Source organism: Pseudomonas sp. Sample_9 (genome assembly GCF_004307535.1).
Classification (GTDB): Bacteria; Pseudomonadota; Gammaproteobacteria; order Pseudomonadales; family Pseudomonadaceae; genus Aquipseudomonas; species Aquipseudomonas mercuritolerans.
In genome coordinates this window covers 1-4713 of the sequence record NZ_RAZO01000412.1, presented here as the reverse complement: position 1 = coordinate 4713, position 4713 = coordinate 1, and the positions used below count along the sequence as shown (strand labels likewise).

Genomic DNA, 4713 nt, shown 5'->3' with positions numbered 1-4713 from the left:
GTTAAATCTGGCGCCTTTCGAAATATGGGGTGGACGATGGGGATCGAACCCACGACAACGGGAGTCACAATCCCGTGCTCTACCAACTGAGCTACGCCCACCATATTGCGTAACAAAAAAGCCAAACAACTTCTTTGTCGAAACTTCATCAGGCCCGAGGCATTAATGAAGCTTTATTTGGTGCGGATGAAGAGACTCGAACTCTTACGCCTCGCGGCGCTGGAACCTAAATCCAGTGTGTCTACCAATTCCACCACATCCGCGGATGAAGCTTTTAAAGCAAAGGCGCCAGACCGTTAAATCTGGCGCCTTTCGAAATATGGGGTGGACGATGGGGATCGAACCCACGACAACGGGAGTCACAATCCCGTGCTCTACCAACTGAGCTACGCCCACCATATTGCGCTACTTGTGCCAAAGCTGCCTAATGGCGCACCCGGCAGGACTCGAACCTGCGACCATCCGCTTAGAAGGCGGATGCTCTATCCAGCTGAGCTACGGGCGCCTTGTTAATCTGTACTCTTAAAGGACTACAAACTAAGTGCTTTCCAGCGTCGCAGAACCTCGATTCCGCTTCACCTTCTTAACCAGTGCTAGGCTGTGCCCGACAAGTGCGACGAATAGTATAGAGGGCTCCAAAGGTCGTCAAATCCTTTTTGAAAAAAATTCATTTAATTAAAGGAGTTAGAGGAATTTGCTGACCAAGCGCCTTTGCCCTCACCGCTCGACATGCGAGAATGCGTTCTCATTTTTTCCCCTCTCGATGGTTAATCACGCGCAATGACTGCACAACTAATCGACGGCAAATCGATCGCCGCCAGGCTGCGCCAGCAGATCGCCCAACGAGTTGCCGAGCGTCGCCAGCAAGGCCTGCGCACCCCCGGCCTCGCGGTGATCCTGGTCGGCAGCGATCCTGCCTCTCAGGTTTATGTCTCGCACAAGCGTAAAGACTGTGAAGAGGTTGGCTTCCTCTCTCAAGCCTACGACCTGCCCTCCGACACGACTCAGGACGCCCTGACCGATCTGATCGATCGCCTCAATGACGACCCGGCCATCGACGGCGTTCTCCTGCAGTTGCCTCTGCCCGAACACCTCGACGCGTCCAAGCTGCTGGAACGCATTCGCCCGGACAAAGACGTCGACGGTTTCCACCCGTACAACGTCGGCCGTCTGGCCCAGCGCATCCCACTGCTGCGCCCCTGCACTCCGAAAGGCATCATGACTTTGCTGGAAAGCACTGGCGCTGATCTTTACGGGATGGACGCGGTAGTCGTGGGCGCCTCCAATATCGTCGGTCGCCCGATGGCCATGGAATTGCTGCTGGCCGGCTGCACCGTCACTGTCACTCACCGCTTCACCAAGGATCTGGCGGGCCACGTCGGCCGCGCTGATCTGGTGGTCGTTGCCGCCGGCAAGCCGGGCCTGGTCAAGGGCGAGTGGATCAAGGAAGGCGCGATCGTGATCGACGTCGGCATCAACCGTCAGGACGACGGCAAACTGGTCGGTGACGTCGTCTACGAAACCGCCCTGCCCCGCGCCGGCTGGATCACCCCGGTACCAGGCGGCGTTGGCCCGATGACCCGCGCCTGCCTGCTGGAAAATACCCTCTACGCGGCAGAAACCCTGCACGTCTGAGCGGTTTTTTCGGCAAGAGAAGAACCCCGCCCCGTGCGGGGTTTTTCATGTCTGAGAAAAAACTTCAACCGTTCGCCGGAAACCGCTCTTTTTACAGGCCTTTTCACGAGATTTTCAGGTCTTTCAAACAACCATCGACAGTTCTTCAGCCATACTCCTAAAATGCGCCGGTTTAAAGAAATAACCCGTTACAAACTAACGGTATATCCAACCTTTTAGAGTTCGCCCGCGTGAAAATTCGTCTCTCGATTCTGAGCCTGTTTTTTGCTGTTACAGGCACATTCATCACGCCAACGATCAACGCTGCGGAAACCACTGCGGCCCCACGCGACGCTTCGAGCTTGAAGATCGCGTCCGGCAGCGCCCTGCTCATGGATATGCAGACCAATAAAGTCATTTATTCCAGCAACCCTGACGTGATCGTGCCGATCGCCTCCGTCAGCAAGCTGATGACTGGTTTGGTAGTGGTTGAAGCTCGACAGAACATGGACGAATGGATCGATGTCGATATCAGGAACACCCCGGAAATGAAGGGTGTGTTCTCCCGGGTCAAACTCAAGAGTGAGCTGCCGCGCCGCGAGATGCTGTTGATCGCCTTGATGTCTTCGGAAAACCGCGCCGCCGCGAGTCTTGCCCACCACTATCCGGGCGGCTATGCGGCCTTTATCGCGGCGATGAACGCCAAGGCCAAGGCGCTGGGCATGACCAGCACACACTTCGTCGAGCCGACCGGCCTGTCGGAGCGCAACGTTTCCACCGCCCGCGACCTGAGCAAACTGCTGGTGGCCGCGCACAAGCAACCACTTCTCGTGCAACTGACCACCACCAAGGAAAAGACCGTCGCGTTCCGCAAGCCCAACTACACCCTGGGCTTCCGCAATACCGACCACTTGGTCAACAAGGCCGATTGGGACATCAAGATCACCAAGACCGGCTTCACCAACCCGGCCGGCCATTGCCTGGTGCTGGTGACGAAGATGGGCAACCGTCCGGTCGCCTTGGTGATTCTCGATGCGTTTGGCAAATACACGCATTTTGCCGATGCCAGCCGCATCCGCAGCTGGGTGGAAACCGGCCGCAGCGCCAATGTGCCTGCGGTGGCACAGCAATACAAAGCCGACAAGAACCTCAAGAGCCGCCAGAGCGGCGTGGTCGAAGCGGCCAAGTAGGTCCAGCGAGCATAAAAAAGCCCCGAATCTTCGGGGCTTTTTTTCGTCTGCGCATCAGTCGTTGGGCAGCGGCATCTTGTCGTCATCGGGGATGCCATCGCCCGAGCTCGGCTCTGGCGAAACCTCCGGCGTCAGCACATTGGGCCGGGCCAGCGGGTCACGCATCGGGCTGTCCGGGTCCAGCACCGGATCAACCTCAGGCTCCGGCGTGGTCGGCACGCTGTCAGGTTTGTGGTCATCGAAGCTTGAATCGGTACTCATACGCACCTCACATCAAGGTTTCAGATCGGCTAACGGGTCGTAGGGCTTGGCCGGTTTCTTCGGATCTTCACCGGGCTCGACATCCAGCGGCGCCTTCGCCGGCCCGACCGGATCGACTTGCGGATCATCAAGGTCCGGCGAATCCGGATCGAATCCCAGATCATCACCCGAGGAATGTTCGGACGAGTGCGGGCCTTTAGGGTTTGGGGAATCTGCCATGTTGCCTCCTTGATTCACCCGCGAAGCACGGGCATTAATCTTCAGAGGCTGGCCGGGCGCAGTCGTGCCCGGCAGATGACGAACGGAGGCTTATTGCGCCGCCAGAGCCTTTCTAGCCTGCGCCGCAGCGTTTTCCTCACCGGCCTGCGCCAGTTCATCGGCGGCTTTCAGCCAACGGGAGCGGTCGACGGCTGCCGGGATCTGCGCCGGTTTCTGAATCAGGATTGCCCAGCCACCGGCCTTTTCGAGCGCTGCTTGAAAGCTGCCGAAATCCATCAACTGCCGACGGTTCATGCCGGCGCGCAGCAGGACCTTCTGTTTATTGCGATCGTAGCCGGACAGGATCGCGTAACGCGGCTCGGCCCAGAATGCCGAACCTTCGCTGAAACGCACCATGACCGGGTAGCCCGCTGCGACCTGGGTCAGCAAGGCTGGCAGCTTGCTGTCGAGCGGATAAACCACCAGACCGTATTCGCGGGCGAGGTTCTGCATGTTCTGCTGCAATTTGTCCTCAGCACCCGGCAAGCGCAGCGGCTTTTCGAGAAGGCCCGGGGTGATGACGATGCCTTGTTGCGACAGCAGACTGGCCAGCACCTGTGGCCCACTCTGGTTGGCTTCGCCACGATAGAAGGTGCCGCTGAGCTCAACCCGCTCCGGCAAGCGTTTGACTTCAGGCGCTACATTACCTGCACATCCGCTCAGCACCACCGCGCAAGCGCCGGCAAGCAACGCTCCGCGCACTCGAGAAAATACCTGCACCATCAGTCACTCTCTTCCAGACGCCGGTCATCGTGTTCCGGCAACGCCAGCGATCATAGAGCCGCACCCGCCCGCGGTATAGCCTTAAACCGCAGACTCTGCGATTGCATAGAGCAAACTGATTGGTGACTAACGACCTTTGGTCAATAGCTTGAAACACCCCATTGACTAGACTGTCACTCAAATAGAGCGAATTGCGAAAAGCGGGCGCCCGATGCAGGGCGAAGAGGAGGCATCAATGAGCCTGACCATGACCATTGTGATGTTGATAGCCGGCTGGCTGGCCGTGGCGACTGCCATGTTGTGGGGCGTGCTGCGGATTTCGCGGCGCCATCATCATCCGGTGCAGACGATGCCGGATGAGAAGACAGAGAAGCATCCAGTGCGACACGTTACTGCGCATTGAAGATTAAAAGCGCCCTCACCCTAGCCCTCTCCCGGAGGGAGAGGGAACTGACCGGGGTTGTTCTTTTGAGTTACGCCGACTTGAAATATCCAGCCGAACTCAGCATTTGAAAAGCCCAAAAATCGGCTCCCTCTCCCTCGGGAGAGGGCTGGGCGGGCGGCGTTCCGATGAGGGGCTGGTTCTCAAACACACCGCCAATATCAAAGTGAAAAAAAACCGCCTGAGCTCAACCAGCCCAGGCGGTTTTTTGTGTTCTCAGCAATT

Annotated in this window: 6 protein-coding genes and 4 tRNA genes; 3 read left to right on the top strand and 7 right to left on the bottom strand. The window is 57.9% G+C overall.

What is annotated here, in order from left to right; all coding sequences use genetic code 11:
- Positions 1–25: 25 nt before the first annotated feature.
- From D6877_RS23785 to D6877_RS23770, 4 genes are all read right to left on the bottom strand, one after another.
- Positions 26–101, bottom strand: a tRNA-His gene (locus tag D6877_RS23785).
- A gap of 77 nt (positions 102–178) precedes the next feature.
- Positions 179–263, bottom strand: a tRNA-Leu gene (locus tag D6877_RS23780).
- A gap of 57 nt (positions 264–320) precedes the next feature.
- Positions 321–396 (bottom strand) — tRNA-His (locus D6877_RS23775).
- Between the two features lie 32 nt (positions 397–428).
- A tRNA-Arg gene (locus D6877_RS23770) sits at positions 429–505 on the bottom strand.
- 275 nt (positions 506–780) lie between these two features.
- Between D6877_RS23770 and folD the strand changes: the two genes are divergently transcribed.
- Entirely contained in the window at positions 781–1635 is an 855-nt protein-coding gene (gene folD / locus D6877_RS23765) for a bifunctional methylenetetrahydrofolate dehydrogenase/methenyltetrahydrofolate cyclohydrolase FolD (protein ID WP_130912294.1), read from the top strand.
- A 230-nt stretch (positions 1636–1865) separates the two neighbouring features.
- The gene (pbpG, locus tag D6877_RS23760; protein ID WP_130912293.1) at positions 1866–2804 is read left to right on the top strand and encodes a D-alanyl-D-alanine endopeptidase; all 939 of its coding nucleotides are present in this window, start codon (positions 1866–1868) and stop codon (positions 2802–2804) included.
- Between the two features lie 54 nt (positions 2805–2858).
- On the opposite strand, the gene D6877_RS23755 is transcribed toward pbpG, so the two are convergent.
- The 3 genes from D6877_RS23755 to D6877_RS23745 all read right to left on the bottom strand — a co-directional run bounded on the left by D6877_RS23755 (position 2859) and on the right by D6877_RS23745 (position 4046).
- Positions 2859–3065 carry a hypothetical protein gene (locus D6877_RS23755; protein WP_016775340.1) on the bottom strand — a complete coding sequence of 69 codons (207 nt, stop codon included), beginning with the start codon at positions 3063–3065 and terminating at the stop codon, positions 2859–2861.
- A 12-nt stretch (positions 3066–3077) separates the two neighbouring features.
- Positions 3078–3284: a DUF6021 family protein gene (locus D6877_RS23750; protein WP_024013462.1), complete on the bottom strand. Its 207-nt coding sequence runs from the start codon at positions 3282–3284 to the stop codon at positions 3078–3080.
- Positions 3285–3374: 90 nt separating this feature from the next.
- Positions 3375–4046 (bottom strand): peptidase C39 family protein, encoded by a 672-nt coding sequence (locus D6877_RS23745; RefSeq protein ID WP_130912292.1) that lies wholly within the window; start codon positions 4044–4046, stop codon positions 3375–3377.
- A gap of 235 nt (positions 4047–4281) precedes the next feature.
- On the opposite strand from D6877_RS23745, the gene D6877_RS29455 reads away from it, so the two are divergent.
- Positions 4282–4449, top strand: coding sequence for a hypothetical protein (locus D6877_RS29455; protein WP_178083741.1), 168 nt, complete (start codon positions 4282–4284; stop codon positions 4447–4449).
- Positions 4450–4713: the final 264 nt, after the last annotated feature.

Bases quoted from the DNA above. Each gene is read 5' to 3' on its own strand.
- folD (WP_130912294.1), top strand. From the start codon at position 781: ATGACTGCACAACTAATCGACGGCAAATCGATCGCCGCCAGGCTGCGC.
- D6877_RS23755 (WP_016775340.1), bottom strand. From the start codon at position 3,065: ATGAGTACCGATTCAAGCTTCGATGACCACAAACCTGACAGCGTGCCG.
- D6877_RS23750 (WP_024013462.1), bottom strand. From the start codon at position 3,284: ATGGCAGATTCCCCAAACCCTAAAGGCCCGCACTCGTCCGAACATTCC.
- D6877_RS23745 (WP_130912292.1), bottom strand. From the start codon at position 4,046: ATGGTGCAGGTATTTTCTCGAGTGCGCGGAGCGTTGCTTGCCGGCGCT.
- D6877_RS29455 (WP_178083741.1), top strand. From the start codon at position 4,282: ATGAGCCTGACCATGACCATTGTGATGTTGATAGCCGGCTGGCTGGCC.